Origin of the sequence: Streptomyces sp. NPDC001599, assembly GCF_042893535.1 — a bacterium.
Taxonomy (GTDB): Bacteria; Actinomycetota; Actinomycetes; order Streptomycetales; family Streptomycetaceae; genus Streptomyces.
Genome location: NZ_JBIAVA010000001.1, coordinates 47,364 through 63,863, shown reverse-complemented (window position 1 = coordinate 63,863; position 16,500 = coordinate 47,364). Strand labels below are relative to the sequence as shown.

Below are 16,500 nucleotides of genomic sequence, written 5' to 3'. Positions count from 1 at the left end.
ACATTCGATCACCGATGTGGCTTTCGAGGCAACACGGGGCCACATCGCGGGAAACCGTCGCATGTGCTGGGAGTGGGCAGGAGTGGACCTGTGTGCTCCGGTTTCACCGCACCGGACGGCATTTCTCACAGCCGGGACACAGGCGGCACCGGTGGCACGGGAGGCAGCTCGTCGAGGCGGATGCCGAAGTGGTCACGGTAGGCCGCGAAGACCTCCTCGTCCGTCTTCAGCTCGTGCGCCTCCCGAACGCCGTCGGCGGCCGTCGTCGTCGTGAGCCGGCGTCCACTGAGCGTGATCCTGCCCCCGTCCTCCGTGAGCCGCGAGCAGACCGGCGACCGGAGGAAGTGCGACCGGGGCGAGGTGCTGTGCCACCAGGCACCGGACACGAAGTCGTCGAGCACCCTGGGACGTGGTTCCACCCGGTAGACGGGCTTTCCGTCCCGCAGTACGTCGAGGTCGCCCCTCTCCCCGGCCGGGTCCGGTCCCGCCTCGACCACCTCGAACGTCCCCCCGGGATCCACCTGCCCACCCCGCTCCGCGAACGCGAGCGGATCATGGCTGTGCGCCCCGAATCCGACGTCCGCCAGCCGGTCGCCCCCGTCCGCCGTCCGCACCAGCAGAGCCATGTGGTCGTACGGGATCCCGAGCCGGCCCCCGTCGCCGTACACCCGCGCCGCCAGCAGCGTGACCTCGTACCCGAGGGCCGTGAGCAACGCCCCGAAGAGCCCGTTGAGTTCGTAACAGAACCCGCCCCTTCCCCCACTCACGACCTTGTCCCACAGCCGCTTCTCCTCCAGCACGATCTCCTCGCCCAGATGGACGGAGAGGTTCTCGAAGGGCACCGTCCGCAGATGACGCAGGTGCAGCGCACGCAGTGCCTCGACGGTGGGCTCCGCGGGGTGCTCGGCTCCCAGCCGGCGGAGATAGGCATCGACCTGAACTGAATCCATGCCCTCAGTCTCCCGCCACCCGCAGCTCCCTCCCCGTACCGGCGACCGCCACCGACCCGTCCCGGTCCGTGCGCAGCACCGTCGCCCCCCGGGCGCGCAGTGCCGCCACCGTGCCGGGTGCCGGGTGGCCGTAGGTGTTGTCCTCGCCGCAGCTGATGAGCGCCAGCCGCGGGGCGACCCGGCGGAGGAACGCGAAGTCCTGGTGGGCAGAGCCGTGGTGCCACAAGTTCTGTCGAACCCATCAACTCGCCTACCATCCAGGGCATGAAGTCCTCTGCCAGAGATCGTGTTCGCCGGGTCGGCATCTACGTCCGCATCTCGGACGACCGTGAGGGCGGCGGTCTCGGTGTGAAGCGCCAGGAGGACGACTGCCGTCTCCTCGCCGCCTCCCTCGGCTGGAAGGTCGTGGAGGTGTACGTCGACAACGACGTGACGGCCGCCGACCGCAGGAAGAAGCGCAAGGACTACATCCGGATGCTGGCCGACATCGAGTCGGGCCACATCGACGCCATCGTGTCCTGGCATCCGGACCGTGTGTACCGCCAGCCCGCAGAGCTGGAGGACCTGATCATCATCGTGGAGGAGCACAAGACCGAGATCGCGACCGTCAAGGCGGGCGACCTCGACCTGAGCACCCCCACGGGCCGGCTCGTGGCCCGCATGCTCGGCGCCATCGCGAAGTACGAGGTCGAGCACAAGCAGGAGCGCATCCTCCGCAAGATCCAGGAGCTGGTCGAGGCCGGGAAGATCCACAATGGAGGGCACCGCCCCTTCGGCTACACCCGGCTGTACGACGGCGAGGGCACGAGGCGGAAGGTCCTCGGCGAGATCCTCAACGAGGAGGAGGCCGCGTACGTCAAGCGCTGGGCGGCCAGGGCGTTGTCGGGAGAGAAGCTGTACAGCCTGGTCCTGGACGCTCAGGAGAACGGTGTGAAGACCACGACGGGCGGCGAGTTCACCTACCAGGCCATGAGGGCCCTGCTCATGTCCGCCCGGATCTCGGGCCGCAAGGAGCACAAGGGCGAGATCAAGGGTCAGGCGGTCTGGCCGAAGATCATTGAGCCCGAGGACAGCGACGCTCTCCGGGCCCTGCTGGACGAGCGCTCCGAGGAGTTCAAGGCGGAGTTCGGAGAACGGGACTCCACGGCCCTCAAGTACCCGCTCTCAGGCCTCCCTCGATGCACCTGCAAGGTCCCCCACGTCGTGGGCGAACCCTGCTCGTGCAAGGAGGAGGGCCGCCAGCACCACAAGATGAGCACCGGCCAGCGCGGCGACAAGGACATGCCCATCTACACGTGCAAGAAGGAGGGCGGGGGCTGCGGAGGCCGGACGATCCAGATCCCCGACCTGGAACCTCTCGTGGAGAAGCTCCTCTTCAAGCGGCTGGAGGAGATCGAGGTCTCCGCCGAGGAGGACCCGGACGACCCCCGTCCCGAACTGGAGACCAAGCTCTCCCGTTGGGAGAAACGCAAGGGGGAGTTGGCGGACGAACTCCTGGACGGCGACCGTCCGGCCCGGGAGATCCAGGACGCGATCGACAAGCTCAACCTACGCATGGCCGACGCCCGTCGGAAGATCGCCCAGTACGGCATCAAGGCCAACCTCACCGAGGTCAGCGCGGCTGACCTGCGGAAGGAGTGGGAGGACTACTCGGTTGCCCGGAAGCAGTCGGTGTACAGGGGTCTAATCCGGGAGATCCTGATCCACCCGGCGACCCGGCCCTTCAACGTGTGGAATCCGGACCGGGTCGAGATCTTGTGGAGGTGATCAGGTCTTGCCGCCTCGCCACCCATCAGGCGAGAGGAACTCTTTCAGATCTGCTCCGATCGAGATTTCACTGACCCTGACACCAGGGATGTGTAAACCCGTCAACGGCTGATCGTCCGGGTGGTGGAACACGCTCCGGTGAGCGTTCAGTACGAGCTGCTGGTTGAACGAATGCGCAATCTCCGCACTTGCTGGAAGCTCACGATCTGGTCCTGAACAGTTCTGGATCACAAGGCCCGCGCGGCGGTCCAGCGGGACCAGGAACATCTGGGCTGTCGCAAGACCGACACCGTCATCCTCCGCGCCAGCTCGCGGGACCAGGGCCACGGGGCAGTCCGTGGTGAGCAGTGCTTCATTCTCAAAACGGCAGATCCACCAAGCACTGTCGTAGAAGTGCCCAGCCGCCCTGGGGCCCAACTCGTTGATGAGCTTCAAGTGTTTGTTGGGATGCTGCTTCACCTGGTAGGAGTCGAAGTCCGTCAGCTTCTTCCACTTCGCCTCGACTTCCTCATCCGTCGGGGGCCGCCCCAGGCGTTCCGCAAGTAGCTGCTGGATTCGCGGTTTGCCATTGACGGCCACGCTCAGTTTGAGCATGAAGTCCGCGACCTCGTCGCCGCCCTGCCGGACGGCTGGGACCCTTACGTGCTGGAGCGCGACCCATACCGAGAGGGCGGCGCGATGCTTATCGGGCAACGGCCAAATTCGGTCGTCAACGGCTGCTCGGATCGCTTGGATGCCACCGTTCTCGATTACTCCGAACACATCCTCCGCTGCGTCCGACCACTGCCCGTCCGCGGTCTCCATGAGGTAGAAGTCCCTGATCACCGTCGACCGCTTGATGGGTTCGTCCTTACAGACTCCATCCTCCAGCCGGAGGCGGGACACCTGCTTGAACTCACCGGCGAACCGCTCCAGGTATGACCTGGGCACCGTGTGGTTGTTCCGTTTGAGGTCCTTCTTGGCGCTCCCCATGATCAGGCCTTGTCCCTGCGCCACGGAGCGGCCGGGTCCGCCAGCGTGTCGAGGATCAGCTCGCACCACGTCACCGCGGCGTTCACCGTCAGGCGGGCATGACGGACCCCGAGACCTGAGGGTGCACTCGCCATTCCGTGACCGCTGCCGAAACCCTGGTTGCGCAGCTCGGCAACGCCGACGGCGATGTTCACCGAGCCGGAGAGGATCTTCTTCACAGCCTTGCTGCCGTCGGGTCCGTCGGGAGCCGAACCGGCATCGAGCTTCAGTGCCTTCTGCACCGTGCTGACGAGCGCGGGCAGCGCAGCGTTCTTGTCGATGGGCACGCTCAGCTCACGCAGAGCCGTCTTGGCCGTCGCCTCGATGAGCTGCTTGGCCGCTCCGATGGCGCCGTGGGGGTCGGTCGTCAGGTCGCGTCGGATGCGCTCCAGCTCGACGAAAATGCCCGAGGCGTCGGTCAGCGCGCTCAAGTCGCGGGCCAGAACAGGCGGCGCGCTCCACATGATCTTGCCGCTTTCGTCGAGCACAAGCCCGTCCCGCTCCAGGCGGACCCGGATGTCCTCCAGCCACTTCGGAGTGCCCGGCTGGTTGGGGTCGCGGAACTCACGGATGAAGTCCTCGAAGACGAACAGGGCCCGTCGAACCTGATCCGGATCGGACCAGTTCACACCCTCCGCATAGTGCATGAACTCGGTCCGCCGCTGCCCTGTGTCCTGATACTTCAGTTCGTCGGGCGCGACGGGCGCGAACCCGTGAGCCTCCCACAGCTCGGCCACGATCCGGACCGTCAGGTCCGTGGCCAGAGAGCGGACAGCTCTGAGGGTGGCTGGGCTCACCAGCTCGCGGCGGGCAGTTGTGGTCATGGTCTGAAGATACGAGTAGCCCCTGACAGCGTCATGGCCTTTTCCGAAGTACTCAGGCCGCCCTGCGGGCCGGCTCATCCGTGCGGCTACGAGCGGCCTTCGTCAGCTCCGTCTTGACCCGCCGGAGCATCTTGGCCTGGTAGGCCGTCAGCGGAGGCGCGGTGGCCAACTGCCGCTCCACCCAGGAGGCCTCCAGACGCTCGCGCTCGGCGAAGGCCATCTGGTCCCGCACGAGGCCCTGGACGAGCTTCCGCATCGCCGGAGACCTCAAGGGCACCCTGTCCACCCGCATGTCGTAGGAGACCCTCCTGAAGCCCGCAGGGGCCTCCGGGTCGATGACGACGAGGCGCTTCGGTATCACAGGCATACGGAAATGCTGTCACCCATAGGGGTGACAGCACAACTTTCGCCCGTCCCCTCGAATTCTCTCCAGGAATTCTTGGAGGGATTAGGTGGACTGCTTCGCCACCTCAGGCCAATCCGTCATCAAGATCTGGTTCACGAGGGAGCCGACGTTGAAGTCCCGCTTCGTCGGGTCGAAGACGACGAACGAGCAGCCGAGCCGGTCCTCGATCAGGGTCCTCCGCCACCACTCGGCGTTCCGGTCACGCCCGGAGTCGTTCAGACGGTCACGCTCGACCACCAGGTTGAGCGCCGGAATGTAGGCGTCCACAACGTGATCGCCGACCCTGTACTCCTCGAAGACCCGAGCAGGCTTCAGGGCGGCGATGACGATCCGGAGGGCTTCCGCCTCGGCCGTCGGGACGCACACCACTTCCATGTCCAGCTCATGAGCCAGGTTCACGGCGGCGGCCCGACGAGAATTCGCCACCAGGCGCCGCAGACCGTCCCTGGTCACGGCCGTGGTCATGGTTCGGGCCCGGGGGCCGGTCTCACCGAATACCTCCCACGGTACGCGCTGCTTCATCTCACGGGGGACTTTGCGATGCCCCTTTCCGTACGCGCCGATCGTCCCGTACCCCAGGACCCGGATGGCGTCCCACAGCGAGTAGCACGTCTCGTCGTCTAGCTCTACTGTGCGAACACGGCTAAGATCGCCCACAGGTTTCCCCAAACCTAGTATCAGGTGTCACAGCACCCGATTCGGTCTCTCCCGAGAGATATTTAAAAAGCCGAAGGCCCACCTCTTCCCTGGAGGTGGGCCTTCGTCGTGCGGCCTTGAACATGGTAGCCGTTTTAGGTGACTGGACGCGACCTGTCCGATACTCGGCGAATTCATTCCTTCAAGGATTCACGGAGCACTCACGGCGAGGGAATTTAAAAAGACGAGTGCCGCGCATCGCCGGTGAATGCGTCGACCTGAATGCACCGGCAGTACTCCCAGCGCAGCGGATCTTCGGGGCCCAAGGAAAGCATCCAGGTCGCCTCCGGGTCCCCCTGCTCCCGGAGGGCCAGAGCCCGCTTGGAGGCTTGCTGGAACCCCGCGAGCGTCAACTCGAAGCCGTCCTCGGTCTCCGTCAGTCCGTGACGCCTCAGGGCCTCCTGGCGGGCTTCAGGAAGCATCAGACGGTAGGAACCTGAGTGCCAGTGCGGCCCTCGTCTTCTACCGGCTCGCCGTCGAACAATCTCCACTCGGGGTGGAAGTTGGGGTGATCGGCGTATGCCGCGACGAGTTCCCAGATCACCGGACTACGGCGGCGCAGCGAATGTTCGCTGTACACGTCTCCGGCGAGCTTCTGCCAGCGAGAGCGCCCCTCGCTGGCCTCTGCCCTTCGCGGCATCTCAGTCACCCAGTCCATGAGCCGGCGCTTCGCCTCGACGTCGGCGAGGATCCGGTCCCGCAGGCGCTGCACGTCCGGGCTCTTGCCGGGCTTCAGCGCTTTGGCCGCAGTCTCGTCTTCATGAAGACGGGCCGTGAGGAACTCCATCATGACCGCGAAGTCGTCTCGGCTCATCGCTGCCCCCTTGGTTGGTATGCATAGAGAGGTCATCATCCACCCAGTAGGTCGCCCTGTGGCGCCCCAAGGCCTCCTGCCGGATCTCCTCGGGACTCACAGGACGGCACTGGCCAGGGTGCTCCTGCTGCGCCGCCTACGGGCCTTGTCGATGCGGGCCTGGGTCCTGGCGTCCACGACGGCCTCCTCGTTCGGCAGCCGCCCGTACGTCGACTCGAAGATCCGCGGGTCGCCCTCGCACAGGGTGCGGAGCAGACGGTCGTCCTCGGTCTCGTCGTCGGCGCGAGCCGGCGTGGCCGGAAGGACCTCGGGAACCTTCGGCATCTCGGGCTCCTTGGTGACCCGGCGGACCATGAGCGCCAGTTCCTCGGGCGTCGGCTGCTTGGCGACCTCCCGCCTGGGCAGCCCGGCCATCTCTCGGACCTCGTCCTCGGTCAGGGACTGGCCCGCATCGAACCACCGGCGCCAGTCGGACTCAGAGGCGCCCGCGAAGGTGTGGAGGAGCTTCTCCAGGTCCTTGCGGTGCCCGGGGCCCTTCGCCTCGCCAAGGGCGTCCTGGAGGTACGAGGCGTACGTGGCGGAGTTCCGGCTCCGACGGCGGACCTCGATCTCCTCGAAGGAGGCCGGGCGCTGGATACGCTCCTGCTCCTCGGCGTGCCTCTTCTGAAGCGCTCGGGCCCGGCACCGCAGATCCTCCCGGCCCATGGTCTCCACGACCTGGAGCGGTACCGACCAATCCAGGGTGTACACCGTGGCCCTGGCCTTCCCGGCCTTCGTGAGGACTGCGTGGTCCACGAGCTTCTTGGCCAGCCGAGCGGCCTTCTTCTCATCGCCGACCAGAGCAGTCCAGGCCTTCGCCGTCAGGGTCACCGTCTGGAAGCCCAGGATCATCCCGACCCGCCAACCCTCGGAGCCCAGCTCGGTCTTCGCCCGACGCCACAGGTCCAGGCCCGGGTCTGCCAGGGCCATGACCCGCTCGTCGAAGAATCCCCCCGCGAACCGCACACGGTGTACTTCAAGGTCCTCAAGACCCTTCAGGGTCTTGTCCCCCAGGGGGTAGGGGGTCTTATAGGTAGAGGTGTTGGTGTGCGGAAGACGGGGGGATTCGGCGAGGGCGTACTCACCCTTCTCCCGGCCCTCGGAGGACCAACTCGTCCCGCGCTCGACGGTCCTGACCAGACCGTACGGGGAGAGGCCTCCGTCGGCCGAGGACGTAATCTCCCAGACCTGCTCCTGGTGGAGGCCCGAGACGATCGAGAGGGCCCGGATGCCCTTGACGGGCCCTTGGAGGAGCGCGAAAGCCATGCGGCACTCCTGGACGGAGTCCGGGTGCTCGGCAAGGACATCGAGGATGGGAAGGAATCGCTCCGGGAATTCCTGGGGAGCGATTCGACCCAAGGCGTCCTGGACGCTAGAATCGGGGGACAACTTCATTGGTGCTCCGGTCTCTTGGACGTGGACGGAGTGCCGGTCTCGGAGAGGTGGAGGACCTCCCGGACCAACCGAAGGCCGAATTTAAAAACGGCCCTCTGACGCGGCCCCTGGGGTTACCAGCCCCGGGGGCCTCGTTGCGTCTACGGTCATGGTACGCACGCGGATAGCCCGTCCGCCAACCGCTGAATTACCCCGGGAATTGTTGGAGAGATAGTTACTACAGGAATTCCTAGAGTGACATCGCACGGCGATAGATCTCGCGGGAGAATGTATTACGAGCCCTTTCCGTGCTATATTCATTTCGTCGCCACCGAGGCGATACGACTCCGCTGGAGGCCCTGCATGGGGACCTCCCTCATGCGTTGAGTCGAAAGGGCTCACGTGAGCGTCGTTCAGCTCCCGAGCATCTTCCGGGCGATCCAGGAGATCTTCCCGGACACCGTCCTCCGAACTGGGTTCAGCACCCAGCACCAGGCCAGCTTCATCGTGGCCGCCGACCTCCGCGAGGGTCTGGGTTACCGGACGAGTACCGCCAAGTTCGTGGAGAGCCTGAAGAAGGCCCAGGAATCCATGAAGGGGAGGTCATCCGCACCTCCCCTCTACGTCGGTCAGGAGACCATCCCCACCGCCGGTGGACCTCAGACCATGAGGGTCATCTACAGGCGGGGCTGTTACCACTTGGTCTCACGCTCCGACCTCCCGAAGGCCGCCGAGTACAGAGACCAGGTCTACGACCTCTTGGAGCAGATCGAGCGCGAGGGCTTCGTCGTCAACGCCGACGCCCCGCTGGCCCAGCTCCAGGAGATGCCCCAGCAGATGGTGCAGACCGTCGATGACCTGGTCCTCGTACGGAAGCTGGAGATCCGCGACTACCGGAAGATCCGGCACGCCATCTGGGAGGCCGGAGGAGACCGGGAGGACTTCCGGGACGTGCGCACGGCCCTCTACGAGATCCTCTTCGGCCTGACCCCGGCGGCCATTCGCCAGACGCGCCCTCAGGTCGGCGGCGAGCGTTACAAGCGGGACTACCGCAACCCCCGGACCGGGACGTTCCACCAGGCCGGAGAGCTTCGCCCCTCCGACGCCACCCCGGACTACCTGACCGAGGACGAACTCCGGCGCCTGGACGACGCGGTCCTGTGGGTCACCACCACGCTCTCCTTCCGCTTCCCCGAGGGCTACGCGACCCTCGGCGACATCCTCGACGTCCTTCAGCAGTTCGCCGCGCAGGTCCGTTCGTTCCCCAAGCTCAAGGAGAAGAACGAGCCGGCCTCCAAGGAGCAGCCCGACCTCCGGTCCCGCATCGAGTCCATCCGCGCCAAGCTCCAGCGAGGTGCCTGAGATGACGCGCCCCGAACTGCCGAGCACCCAGCAGATCAGCGCGGTCCTGACGGACCAGGAGCTGACCGTCCACGCCCGTCTGATCTGGACGTACTTGGTCGTCGCCGATCAGCCGCAGAACGGCAGGTCTCTGGCCGCCGCTCTGGGGATGGCCACGAACACCGTCTCCGGCTGCATGGGCGTAATGCGCGAGCGCGGGCTGGTCCGCCGTCTGAACGGCACCTGGATCGCGCAGAGCCTCACCCCGAAGGAGGAGGGCCGATGAGCATCACCGAATACGACCCGTGGGCGCGCTACATCGTCGCCTACGACTCGACCAAGGTCCAGCAGATCCAGGTCCGCGAGCACATCGACGGCCTCGACCTCGTAGAGACCGTCACCGTGAAGCCCTACCGGGTCTGGGAGAAGACCGACGACGGGCTGGTGGAGCTGCACGGCGAGGACGCCCAGCAGGCCATGACCGACTTCTGGGCCCAGGGCGACCACCAGAACAACATCAACGGGGAGAACAGCCGATGACCAGCCCGACCATCACCCTCGACCACCTGATCCAGACCCGGCTCGCCGAGATCGCCGAGGACGCCTGGCGCGATCACCGTGTCATGCCCGTCAAGAGCGGTGACGGCCGCGTCCTCGAACTCGGTACGGGCGCTGTGCCGGAGCTGTGGACCTGCATGGCCGACCACGGGTACGGCGTCTGCAACGAGCCCCTGCTGATGGGTCACCAGGCCAGCACGCTCACGGGGATGTACGCGGACGACGAGCCCGTTCCGGACCCGCAGATCCCGCCGGTGGAGATCGAACTTCTCGACCCGTCCAGGGGCTGCTTCATGCCGGACGTGCTGTTCCACTTCAGCGACGTCGTCCGCGAGTACCGGAAGGCGCAGGGCTGACGATGCAGATGAACCCTCACAGCCTCGGGCACGCCTTCCACGCCCTCGCCGCGCTGATCGTCATCGGCTGGATCGTCATGGTCATCCGCGACATGCGGAGGGCCCGGTGACCGAGTGCGCCGTCTGCTGCAAGGACAGCGACCTCCCCCGGACCTGCCGTCCGTGCCGGAACAGGGTCCGCGGGCTTCTCCTCAGCCTCCCGGAGTTGGTCGTCCAGTGCTGGATGGCCCGGAACCCCGTGCAGAGGGGCACGAGCAGCGATCGGGTCCAGACCTCAAAGTCCGCCCCGATCCCGCTGCGAGAGGACGTGCTGAACCTGCTCGGTCCCTCCGCTGACGGGGTGCTGTCGGGCGAGGACCAGGAGGGCCCCGTGCCCGTCATCGGCGTCCTGAGCGCCTGGGCGGACCTCGTGGCCGAGCAGATCCGTCAGAAGCCCGTCAGCCGCACCGTCAGCGCCCTGACGCAGTTCCTGCTGGACCACGTCGAGTGGGCCTGTCGCCAGGTGTGGGTGGCCGACTTCGCGCAGGAGCTGGAGCGCCTCACAAAGACCCTCCGACGGGTCTCGGGCATCGAGCCCGTCAGGATGCTGCTGCCCGTCACCTGCCCCACGTGTGATCTGCGCACGATGATCCGGGAGGAGGGCAGCGGGTGGGCGGCCGAGTGCCGGTACTGCCCGGCTGTCCGCTTGAGCGCCCGAGAGTACGGCCAGCTCGTCACCGCCCAGGCCCAGGCCGTCAGCACGCCCGGGGAGGACTGACGCTCGTGCGCCTCCGCAAGAGCCCCACGCCCACCAAGGGCGCGGGGCCTTCCCCGTCTTCCGTCAGCCGGACCGACCAGATCCTCCTGGCTCTCGCCCTCGTCGCCGGAATCGCCGTGACGGCAGCCGGCGAGTGGGAGCTGGCCCGCCAGGTCGGGATCTCTCCCGTGGTCGCACCCCTGCTGGCCGTCGTAATCGACACCTACGTGATCGCGGCCGTACGAGCGGGCCAGGGCCGAGACATCGCCGCTGCCCTGGTGATGATGGCCGGAGCCCAGGTAGCAGCTCACCTGCTCTCGACTGACCACATCGGCTCCTCGGTCGCCTTGGTGGCCGCCGTCAGCCTCGTGGCACCCGTGGTGATCTGGCGGGTCCACGCCCTCGCCGGGATCGGGAGGTCCGTCGTCGTCCCACCGGAGTCGACGGTGAACGTCAGCCGGGCTGGTACTCCCCCATGGAAGCCCGCCACGCCCAAGTGGTCTCCGGCCCTACAGCCGCCTGCCGTCAAGGCCGTCAGTCCTGCTCCGGTGCCCCGCCCGGAGGTGGTTACGGCCCGCGTCAGCCCAGAGCCGGAAAGGGCCGCTCAGAGCCCGCAGAAGCCCACGGCCGACGTGATCGTTCGTAGGCTCTACGACTCCCTCGGCGGCAAGCGTCCGGGGACCGGGCACATCCGTGACGCCCTGAAGGCCGCGGGCCTCCCCTGCTCTGACGGGACTTGCCGGGAAGCGCGCAAGCGGGTGGAGGCGAAGGAGCCGGCTCTGAAGGCCCTGCCGCCCGCCTGACGGCATCGTGAGGCAGGCCGAGGCGAAGGGTTGGGGAACTATGGTCGGGGCCAAGTGACAGCGGCACACTGATCCGATGGCATACGACCTCTCCAAGGGTGCGCCTGCACCCCAGCCTGAAGCACAGGTCTTCAAGGGCTACGTCGCGACGGTGACGCTCTACGCGGATCGCGCCGAGATCAAGCGCAAGCTCATGGGGAAGGTGACCGGCGCCAGGGACTCCGTGATCCCCCTCGGCGACGTCATCAAGGTGCAGTCCAAGGAGCCCACTCGCCTCGCGAACGGGTACGTCCAGCTCGCCACCGAACAGGATCGCGGGCAGCTCCGGATCGCGACCGCTGAGGCTCAGAAGGCCATCGCGAACAACTCCCGCACTGTGATTTTCACGTGGAATCAGCGAGAGACATACGCCGCATACCTGGCGGCGGCTACGGCCGGGGTACAAGCGCAGGGCGGTAACCCCTTCGGATAGGCCCCGCTCCCCGAGAGCCGGCCACCTAGGACTTGACGGGATCAGCCCCATCGGACTGGTCCCGTCGGCATGATGATCGGCATGCAACCTGAAGTGCTCTCTGGTCTCATCGGTTTCGGTGGTGCCCTCGTGGGTGGTGCCGCATCCTTCGGAGGCGTGTGGCTCACCCTGTCCCACCAGAGGAAACTGGCCCGGGAAGCCCGCCTCGCGGAGATAGGCCAGGAAGCGGCGGACACGGCTCTGAACGAGCTGATCTCGCTCGGAGAGTTCTTGGAGGCGGTCAGGGGCGAAGTTGCCACGATGCGCACGGACGAGAGCGCCGAATACCTGGACACCGTGTTCGGCCACATGGAGAGGGTCCAGCGGGCCGTCGCCCGCATCCCGGACCCGGAACTCCGCGACCGCGTGAGGACCCTCCTCCTCGTCATGCGAAAGTTCAGGGCCGCCGGGGTACGGCACCTGTTCGCGGTGAGCTGGCTGGCGGAACTGGCGGACGAGCTGACCGACCTCCTGTCGGCCTATATCCGTTCCGACCCTCTCCCGCCCCTCTCCGAGCGGACGGGGGCGAAGCAGCAACGGGCCATTCAGCACGAGCTGGCCCAGCGACGCCGCTTCGAGTTGATGGAAGACCCCGACCCCGCGAACGTCGATCCCCGCGAGGAGGACGACACGTCCTCGCCGTCAGCGGGTTAGGAGACGGACCATGGGACCCGAGATGGTGGCGGGGCTGTTTGGTCTAGGCGGTGCTCTCGTGGGTGCGGCGGTGTCCACAGGGGCCGTGATCTGGCAGCAGCGGAAGACCGCTCACGAGGCAGAGCGGACACATCTGCTCGGCCTCGCCGAGGCGGCTGCCAACGAGTGCATCAAGATCAGCTATGCGCTCCACAAGCACTTCGCCGAGGCCGTGCCGGAACGGAACAACAGCGCGTACTTCCAGTGGGTCTCCACGGGTGAGGAGCTGTGTCGGGCCGTTGAGGAGCAGGCGTTGCGGTTCCACGACAAGGCCGTCCGGGACTTTCTGGAGCGCTGCCACGCTGAGATGTATGTTCGGCCGGAGTTCGTGGCAGACCCCGAGCCCTGGCCCCCGAGGTACGTCATCATCTCCTCGGACATCCGGACCGTGATGGGCACCGTCCTTCGCCGTCAAACCTTCCCCAAGTACGTCTGGGAGCACTATCCGGACCCGTCATGACGTCCACCGTAATTGATACTTGCTTTCCCTAACGAACGACCGCATAATCGAACGCAGCAGGACACGTACGTCCTCGTGCAGGCCCCGACGCCGTTGGCGGACTGGGGCCTTTCGCATGTGCGGGAGGGCTTCAGTGGAGGACGAACTCTGGCTGACGGCCCGCGAGGCCGCCGAACACTGTGGCGTCAGCCTGGTGACGGTCTACTCGTGGGTCCGCCGAGGCCACCTGAAAGTCGAGGGCCTCGATCACCGAGGCCAGAAGCTCTTCCGTCACCTGGACGTCGCGAGGGTCGAGAAGGCCACCAGGGCCAAGGCCAAGCGGGTACTGGTCCCAGCAGCCTGAGCCAGCTACTCCGTAGCGTGCGCGAACCCCATCAGACGCAGCGTCATGGCCTGGCGGTACTCGTCCAACTCGGCAAGGTCACTTCCGAAATCGAATCCGAAGTATTCCTGCCACGTTCTGAGGCCCATCTCCAATGAGGCCATGACCACCATGATCGCGGTCATGACGGTCGCCGCCTCCCCTACGAGGCCTCCGCCCTCATCGCCGATCCGTCGTGCTCGGTCCGTCATCCAGGGGCGACCGTGGGCAGCGCCTGACAGAAGGCCGTAGGGCATCGGGATCCACGTAGGCAGGCGGTCCCGAACTCGCTCAGTGATGACGTAGTCGAGGTTTGACACCTCGCCGTCGACCACGTGACCCGTCACCTTCCCGCTGGCACTCCGCCTCTCGCTGATGTCGCAGTCGGCAAGTGCGCGCGTGATCTCCGCGCTCAGCTCTGCCGCCTGTTCATCCTGATCCAGGAGCTTCGCGAGCTTGGCCGAGTGCTCCGAGTCCTTGCGCCAGAGCCCCACGCACCTGGCCAGCCTGAGGGCTCCAGAGATCGATGGATCGAAGAGGTAGTCGAAGACGAGACAGCTCTCCAGCACGGCACGCGCGATGACCAGCGGTGACCACACCGGCGGGGGCTTCCGCACTATGTCGTGTTCCAGTGCTCGCACATGATCGACAGCGGTCTCCCACGACATGCCGCCAACCTCAAGCAACATGCCACGCAGAGAACTGCGGGACGTCCCAACCGGGTCCGGAGTGGCAGCGATCCAAGCCACTTCAGTCCTCACGGGTGCCCCCTCCGACGGACCTTCGGCCTCACCGAGGCACTTCTCGACCAACTCGCGGTAGCCCCGCAGCGTCTCGACCGCTTCCCGCGCGAAGCCGTCGTTGATCGGTACGGCGAACGGGCGGATCCCCTCGCCCTCCGGCATCTCGTCATCTGTCATGACCGGAGCGTACGGACACCCACGGACATGACGGGCGTCATTTTCCGACCGGTAACCCGTCACCGCACGCACATGAGGGGGTGAGCCGGCTGTGGCACGCACCTTCTCCGCCGAGGACGAGGAGGCTCTCCGGCGTCTGCATGGGGAGAACCTCTCCCGCAACGAGATCGCCCGTCGGTTGGAGTGGTCCGTCGCGACCATCACCAACCACGCGAACCGCCTCGGGCTCGCCTTCGACCGGGAGGCCACCAGGGCCGCCACTGACGCCCGTCAGGTCGATCTGAAGGACAGGCGTCAGCGGCTCCAGGGACAGCTTCTGGATCTGGCGGAGAGGTCCATCGAAAGGGCCCAGGACCGGTACCTCGTCCACGGGTGGACCCACACCGGGGAGAGCGTCGCCGAGTGGCTCCAGCAGCCCCCGGCGAAGGAGACCAAGGACCTGACGACCTCAGCAGTCCAGGCCCTGAACGGGGCCCTGAAGCTCGCCCAGGTCGACGCAGGGGACACGGGCCGGGAAGAGGCCGCGGGCTTCCTCCAGAGCCTCAGTGACGCCATGGCGTCCGCTGCCCGGGAGCTGGGGGGCGACGATGCCGACGAGTACGGCTCGTAGCACCCAGTTCCTTCTGGAGCGCTTCTCCCCCAAGCAGATCCGCAGCATCGCGGCGGCCAACCGGAGGATCAACCTCTGGGAGGGCGCGGTCTCCTCGGGCAAGACCATCGCGTCGGCGTGGGCCTGGATGATGTTCGTCCCCCGGGCGTCCACCACGGGCGAGCTGGTCATGATCGGCAAGACCCGGGACTCCCTGTACCGCAACGTCCTCCAGCCGCTGATGAACCCGGAGATCTTCGGGGAGCTGGCTGCTCAGGTCGAGTACACGCCGGGAGCACCGACCTGCCGCATCTTCGGCCGGCTGGTCCACGTGATCGGCGCGAACGACATCAAGGCCGAGAACAAGATCCGGGGCATGACGTGCGCAGGGGCGTACGTGGACGAGGCGACGCTTCTCCCCGAGGTCTTCTGGGACATGTTGCTGACCCGCATGCGCGCGGTCGGGGCGAGGATCTACGGCTCGACCAACCCCGATGCCCCCACGCACTGGTTGAAGGCCAAGTTCATCGACGACACCGTTCAGCGGGCGTCCATGAAGGTCTTCAGCTTCGAGCTGGACGACAACGTTCATCTGGACCCCGCGTACGTCGCGCACATCAAGGCCAGCAACGTCGGGCTCTTCTACAAGCGCTTCGTCCTCGGTCAGTGGGTCGCGGCCCAGGGCGCGATCTACGACATGTTCGACGCCTCCACACAGGTCGTCGACATCCTTCCGCAGATCCGCCGCTGGGTCTCGGTGGGTATCGACTACGGAGCGACGAACCCGACCCACGCAGTCCTGATCGGGCTGGGCGAGGACCGGCGGCTCTACGTCGCCTCGGAGTACCGGTACAAGAAGGACTCCGGCAGCCTCTCCCTGACCCAGGCCGAGGCCTCCAAGCGCGTCACGGGCTGGCTGGACAACGTGCCCCAGCACGGCCGCATACGGCCCCAGTACGTCGTGGTGGACCCCAGCGCGGCGAGCTTCATCTCCCAGCTCCGCCAGGACGGTCTGAACCCCACGGCAGCCGACAACGCGGTGATCGACGGCATCCGCCTCGTCTCCAACCTCCTGGCGAACAAGCAGCTCATGATCCACAGCTCCTGTCGGGAGCTGCTCAAGGAGATGGACTCCTACACCTGGGACCCCAAGGCCGCCCTGGACGGCCAGGACGCGCCCCTGAAGCAGAACGACCACGGCGTGGACGCACTTCGCTACGCCCTTCGAACCACCCGTCTCCTGTGGCAGCACCAGATCCGACGGGCCGCCTGACGACTTGAGGACGGGGGT

The 16,500-nt window shown here is 66.5% G+C and carries 21 protein-coding genes and 1 pseudogene; 13 read left to right on the top strand and 9 right to left on the bottom strand.

Annotated elements, in window-relative coordinates:
- Positions 1–125: 125 nt before the first annotated feature.
- Both ACFYZ3_RS00390 and ACFYZ3_RS00385 read right to left on the bottom strand, forming a co-directional pair.
- The gene (locus ACFYZ3_RS00390; protein ID WP_388512802.1) at positions 126–950 is read right to left on the bottom strand and encodes an arylamine N-acetyltransferase; all 825 of its coding nucleotides are present in this window, start codon (positions 948–950) and stop codon (positions 126–128) included.
- Between the two features lie 4 nt (positions 951–954).
- Positions 955–1,170 (bottom strand): annotated as a pseudogene (locus tag ACFYZ3_RS00385) (hypothetical protein); the annotation flags it as partial.
- Between the two features lie 44 nt (positions 1,171–1,214).
- On the opposite strand from ACFYZ3_RS00385, the gene ACFYZ3_RS00380 reads away from it, so the two are divergent.
- Positions 1,215–2,717, top strand: a complete 1,503-nt coding sequence (locus tag ACFYZ3_RS00380; protein WP_388512801.1) for a recombinase family protein — start codon at positions 1,215–1,217, stop codon at positions 2,715–2,717.
- On the opposite strand, the gene ACFYZ3_RS00375 is transcribed toward ACFYZ3_RS00380, so the two are convergent.
- The 6 genes from ACFYZ3_RS00375 to ACFYZ3_RS00350 all read right to left on the bottom strand — a co-directional run bounded on the left by ACFYZ3_RS00375 (position 2,718) and on the right by ACFYZ3_RS00350 (position 7,773).
- Positions 2,718–3,689 carry a DUF4238 domain-containing protein gene (locus tag ACFYZ3_RS00375; RefSeq protein ID WP_388512798.1) on the bottom strand — a complete coding sequence of 324 codons (972 nt, stop codon included), beginning with the start codon at positions 3,687–3,689 and terminating at the stop codon, positions 2,718–2,720.
- A gap of 2 nt (positions 3,690–3,691) precedes the next feature.
- The gene (locus ACFYZ3_RS00370) at positions 3,692–4,552 is read right to left on the bottom strand and encodes an abortive infection family protein (RefSeq protein ID WP_388512796.1); all 861 of its coding nucleotides are present in this window, start codon (positions 4,550–4,552) and stop codon (positions 3,692–3,694) included.
- A gap of 52 nt (positions 4,553–4,604) precedes the next feature.
- Entirely contained in the window at positions 4,605–4,919 is a 315-nt protein-coding gene (locus tag ACFYZ3_RS00365; RefSeq protein WP_388512794.1) for a hypothetical protein, read from the bottom strand.
- 81 nt (positions 4,920–5,000) lie between these two features.
- Positions 5,001–5,615 (bottom strand): hypothetical protein, encoded by a 615-nt coding sequence (locus ACFYZ3_RS00360; protein WP_388512792.1) that lies wholly within the window; start codon positions 5,613–5,615, stop codon positions 5,001–5,003.
- A gap of 460 nt (positions 5,616–6,075) precedes the next feature.
- Positions 6,076–6,468, bottom strand: a complete 393-nt coding sequence (locus ACFYZ3_RS00355) for a DUF6221 family protein (protein WP_388512790.1) — start codon at positions 6,466–6,468, stop codon at positions 6,076–6,078.
- Positions 6,469–6,564: 96 nt separating this feature from the next.
- On the bottom strand, positions 6,565–7,773 hold the full coding sequence (locus ACFYZ3_RS00350) for a hypothetical protein (RefSeq protein ID WP_388512788.1): 1,209 nt from the start codon (positions 7,771–7,773) through the stop codon (positions 6,565–6,567).
- Positions 7,774–8,283: 510 nt separating this feature from the next.
- Between ACFYZ3_RS00350 and ACFYZ3_RS00345 the strand changes: the two genes are divergently transcribed.
- The 10 genes from ACFYZ3_RS00345 (at position 8,284) to ACFYZ3_RS00300 (ending at position 13,682) form a co-directional block, all read left to right on the top strand.
- Positions 8,284–9,243 carry a BRO family protein gene (locus tag ACFYZ3_RS00345; RefSeq protein ID WP_388512784.1) on the top strand — a complete coding sequence of 320 codons (960 nt, stop codon included), beginning with the start codon at positions 8,284–8,286 and terminating at the stop codon, positions 9,241–9,243.
- A gap of 1 nt (position 9,244) precedes the next feature.
- Entirely contained in the window at positions 9,245–9,508 is a 264-nt protein-coding gene (locus ACFYZ3_RS00340; RefSeq protein ID WP_388512781.1) for a hypothetical protein, read from the top strand.
- Positions 9,505–9,762, top strand: a complete 258-nt coding sequence (locus ACFYZ3_RS00335; RefSeq protein ID WP_388512779.1) for a hypothetical protein — start codon at positions 9,505–9,507, stop codon at positions 9,760–9,762. Before ACFYZ3_RS00340 ends, ACFYZ3_RS00335 begins: the two co-directional genes overlap by 4 nt.
- On the top strand, positions 9,759–10,136 hold the full coding sequence (locus ACFYZ3_RS00330; RefSeq protein ID WP_388512777.1) for a hypothetical protein: 378 nt from the start codon (positions 9,759–9,761) through the stop codon (positions 10,134–10,136). Before ACFYZ3_RS00335 ends, ACFYZ3_RS00330 begins: the two co-directional genes overlap by 4 nt.
- Before the next feature lie 307 nt (positions 10,137–10,443).
- Complete coding sequence (locus tag ACFYZ3_RS00325) at positions 10,444–10,893, top strand: hypothetical protein (RefSeq protein ID WP_388512774.1); 450 nt, start codon at positions 10,444–10,446, stop codon at positions 10,891–10,893.
- A gap of 5 nt (positions 10,894–10,898) precedes the next feature.
- On the top strand, positions 10,899–11,675 hold the full coding sequence (locus tag ACFYZ3_RS00320; RefSeq protein ID WP_388512772.1) for a hypothetical protein: 777 nt from the start codon (positions 10,899–10,901) through the stop codon (positions 11,673–11,675).
- A 76-nt stretch (positions 11,676–11,751) separates the two neighbouring features.
- Positions 11,752–12,147: a hypothetical protein gene (locus tag ACFYZ3_RS00315; protein WP_388512771.1), complete on the top strand. Its 396-nt coding sequence runs from the start codon at positions 11,752–11,754 to the stop codon at positions 12,145–12,147.
- 81 nt (positions 12,148–12,228) lie between these two features.
- Positions 12,229–12,840 carry a hypothetical protein gene (locus ACFYZ3_RS00310; RefSeq protein WP_388512768.1) on the top strand — a complete coding sequence of 204 codons (612 nt, stop codon included), beginning with the start codon at positions 12,229–12,231 and terminating at the stop codon, positions 12,838–12,840.
- 10 nt (positions 12,841–12,850) lie between these two features.
- The gene (locus ACFYZ3_RS00305) at positions 12,851–13,339 is read left to right on the top strand and encodes a hypothetical protein (protein ID WP_388512766.1); all 489 of its coding nucleotides are present in this window, start codon (positions 12,851–12,853) and stop codon (positions 13,337–13,339) included.
- Positions 13,340–13,472: 133 nt separating this feature from the next.
- The gene (locus ACFYZ3_RS00300; RefSeq protein WP_388512763.1) at positions 13,473–13,682 is read left to right on the top strand and encodes a helix-turn-helix domain-containing protein; all 210 of its coding nucleotides are present in this window, start codon (positions 13,473–13,475) and stop codon (positions 13,680–13,682) included.
- Positions 13,683–13,687: 5 nt separating this feature from the next.
- On the opposite strand, the gene ACFYZ3_RS00295 is transcribed toward ACFYZ3_RS00300, so the two are convergent.
- On the bottom strand, positions 13,688–14,620 hold the full coding sequence (locus ACFYZ3_RS00295) for a hypothetical protein (protein WP_388512760.1): 933 nt from the start codon (positions 14,618–14,620) through the stop codon (positions 13,688–13,690).
- Positions 14,621–14,711: 91 nt separating this feature from the next.
- Here ACFYZ3_RS00295 and ACFYZ3_RS00290 point away from each other — a divergent pair, with 91 nt between their 5' ends.
- Both ACFYZ3_RS00290 and ACFYZ3_RS00285 read left to right on the top strand, forming a co-directional pair.
- A complete protein-coding gene (locus tag ACFYZ3_RS00290) occupies positions 14,712–15,230 on the top strand; it encodes a hypothetical protein (protein ID WP_388512759.1) in 519 nt (172 codons plus the stop codon).
- Positions 15,208–16,482 carry a PBSX family phage terminase large subunit gene (locus ACFYZ3_RS00285; RefSeq protein ID WP_388512757.1) on the top strand — a complete coding sequence of 425 codons (1,275 nt, stop codon included), beginning with the start codon at positions 15,208–15,210 and terminating at the stop codon, positions 16,480–16,482. Before ACFYZ3_RS00290 ends, ACFYZ3_RS00285 begins: the two co-directional genes overlap by 23 nt.
- Positions 16,483–16,500: the final 18 nt, after the last annotated feature.